The following is a 2,343-nucleotide window of genomic DNA, read 5'->3' as shown; positions in this document are numbered from 1 at the left end:
CCGCGCTCACCGCGCTAGACGAGCCCTGGGACCCCCCGACCAGGCCCTTCGACCGGGCCCGGCCGGCCCTGCTCGCCGCCGGGCAGGGCCCCTTCCGCCCCGACCGCAACCGGCTCACCGCCCGCAGCCGCCAGCTCCGCCTGGGCCGCGAGGGCCTCTGGTACGCCTACGAGTCCCGCCCGGACGCCGACGACTGGTGGCCCACCGGCAGCCCGTCGCCGGATCCGGTCACCGCCCTGCTGCGCTGACCTCGCCCGCCCAGGCGGACAGGGCCGCGAAGTCCCGGTCGCGCAGGCCGTGGCGGGGATGGATGCGCAGCAGGAGGCTCGGTGCCGGGTGGTGGGCGGAGACCCAGGCGCGGTCCTGCGGGGTGATCATGTCGTCGACCCAGGCGAAGGGGCGGCCGGCCGCCCAGTCGAGCAGCGGGCGGGTCTTCCACGAGAGGCCGTCGGGGTCCTCGGCGAAGAGTTCCGGCCACTCGACCACGGGCAGGTCGGCGGGGAGTCCGATGTGCGGGGAGATCAGGGTGTTGGCCTGGTGCGTCCAGGCCGTGGCCCAGGCCAGCTCGAAGGGCAGCGCTTGCAACTGGGCGCCGTGGGAGGGGTGGAGGCGCACCCGGACGCCGCGCCGGGCCTTGCGGGACTCCGGGTCGCGGTAGGAGAGCCAGACGTCGGGGCGCATCCGGTGGCTGGTGTAGCCGCGCAGACCTGCGAAGAGGGACCGGAACGGGTTGAGCGGGCCGTCCACGTCGAGCAGCAGGAGCGGTCGTTCAGTCATGAAGTAGGGACTACCCAGTACACGATGGAGTGAAATGCCTACCGGCTCTATAACCCGAACGGGTTTACCGCGTTGTCTCCGGTACGGGCTCGATGGCCCTGAAACCCTCCGGAAGGCAGGAAATCTGATGCGTCACACTCGTCGGAACGGCTTGATCGCGGCGATGGTCGCGGGTGGCGGACTGGCGGTCGCGGGGGTGGGCGGCTTCGCGTACGCCGACGCCGAAGCGGGCGGGCAGACCGAGCGCTCCCCGGGGCTGCTCTCCGGGAACCTGGTGCAGCTGCCCGTGCACGCCCCGGTGAACGTGTGCGGGAACACCGTGAGCGTGGTCGGCGTGCTGAACTCCGCAGCCGGCAACAGCTGTACCCACACCGCCGCGGGTGGGGGGAATCCGGACCCGCGGCCCTCCCATCCGTCGAAACCCGGGTCCGGCGGTCACGGGGGAGGGGCGAGCGCCGAGGGGCGCGGAAAGGATTCCCCCGGGCTGCTGTCCGGCAACGGCGTCCAGCTCCCCGTGGACCTCCCGCTGAACGTCAGCGGCAACTCGGTGAACGTCGTCGGCGTCGGCAACGGCTCCCACGGGAACACCTCCGTGAACACCGAGACCCCGACCGGCGGCAAGCCCGTGCAGCCGCCCGCCGTGCAGCCGCCGGTCTCCCAGCGGCCGGTGACCCCGCCCGCCCCGCCTGCGCAGCCCGCTCCGCCGCGGGACCCCTCGGCCCTGGCCCACACCGGCTCGGACGGGCTCGGCTACCTGGTGCCCGGCAGTGGCGCCCTGCTGCTCGGCGGGGCGCTCCTCTACCGCCGCTTCCGCCTCAACTGACGTCCCCCGTACGCCAGCCGTCGAGGATCGCGTCGATCCGCGCCGCCAGCCGCGCCCGGGCCGCGAACCGGGGCACCCCCGCCATCAGCAGCGCGTCGTACTCGGTGTCGGTGTGCCGCACCGCGGCCCGTACCGCGACCGACACGGCCTGTTCGTCGAGCGCCCGGCCGGCGGCGGTACGCCCGACCCGGCCGCTGCCGCGCAGCGAGGCGTGGGCGGCGATCGCCCGGGCGCGGTCGGCCGGGCAGCCGGGGAACAGCCGCCGTATCTCGGCCGCGAAGGCGGCGGTGAACCGGACGTCCTCGGCCGCGCGGCGCACCCGGTCCCGCTCCCGGCGGCGGGCCCGGGCATCGGCGTCGGCGAGGCAGGCCCGCTCGGCGCGGGCCAGTGCGGCGTCCTCCACCAGCAGCCCCTGGCGTTCGTAGCGGCGGCGGCCCCGGTGCCGGCGCACCACGACGGCGTGCAGCGAACTGCCCTCCCGGGCCCGGCGGGTGAGCGCCGCGTCACCGCGCGGCAGGTAGACGAGATGGCCCAGGTCGGCGCAGTCCAGGCAGCGGGGCACGCCGGATTCGCGGACGAGGTGCCGCAGCGGCCCCCGCCGGCACGCGGCGCAGTGGATCGGCTTCAGCGACTCGAAGACGACGAGACTCATGCCGTTGTGATACCGCCGACCGAGCCCCATATCACCTGACGCGTAAGGGTTGTTGGTCTTTCATAAAATCCGACCGGAAGTCATGAGGTCT

The 2,343-nt window shown here is 74.3% G+C and carries 3 protein-coding genes and 1 pseudogene; 2 read left to right on the top strand and 2 right to left on the bottom strand.

All coding sequences use genetic code 11. The features are described 5' to 3' along the window. Window positions 1–248 (top strand): annotated as a pseudogene (locus SSNG_RS08925) (hypothetical protein); the annotation flags it as partial. On the opposite strand, the gene SSNG_RS08920 reads toward SSNG_RS08925, so the two are convergent. Continuing rightward, complete coding sequence (locus tag SSNG_RS08920; protein ID WP_007263489.1) at window positions 229–777, bottom strand: hypothetical protein; 549 nt, start codon at window positions 775–777, stop codon at window positions 229–231. The pseudogene SSNG_RS08925 and the gene SSNG_RS08920 overlap by 20 nt on opposite strands. Before the next feature lie 127 nt (window positions 778–904). Between SSNG_RS08920 and SSNG_RS08915 the strand changes: the two genes are divergently transcribed. Continuing rightward, complete coding sequence (locus SSNG_RS08915) at window positions 905–1,600, top strand: chaplin (protein WP_128636902.1); 696 nt, start codon at window positions 905–907, stop codon at window positions 1,598–1,600. On the opposite strand, the gene SSNG_RS08910 is transcribed toward SSNG_RS08915, so the two are convergent. Then, a complete protein-coding gene (locus SSNG_RS08910) occupies window positions 1,593–2,252 on the bottom strand; it encodes a DUF2293 domain-containing protein (RefSeq protein ID WP_042800769.1) in 660 nt (219 codons plus the stop codon). The two genes, SSNG_RS08915 and SSNG_RS08910, sit on opposite strands and share 8 nt — an antisense overlap. Between the last annotated feature and the right edge of the window lie 91 nt (window positions 2,253–2,343).

This window comes from Streptomyces sp. C (assembly GCF_000158895.1).
GTDB classification, from domain to species: Bacteria; Actinomycetota; Actinomycetes; order Streptomycetales; family Streptomycetaceae; genus Streptomyces; species Streptomyces racemochromogenes.
Note: the sequence above shows the minus strand (reverse complement) of the source record. Positions and strands in the feature narration are given on the sequence as shown.

Bases quoted from the DNA above. Each gene is read 5' to 3' on its own strand.
- SSNG_RS08920 (WP_007263489.1), bottom strand. From the start codon at position 777: ATGACTGAACGACCGCTCCTGCTGCTCGACGTGGACGGCCCGCTCAAC.
- SSNG_RS08915 (WP_128636902.1), top strand. From the start codon at position 905: ATGCGTCACACTCGTCGGAACGGCTTGATCGCGGCGATGGTCGCGGGT.
- SSNG_RS08910 (WP_042800769.1), bottom strand. From the start codon at position 2,252: ATGAGTCTCGTCGTCTTCGAGTCGCTGAAGCCGATCCACTGCGCCGCG.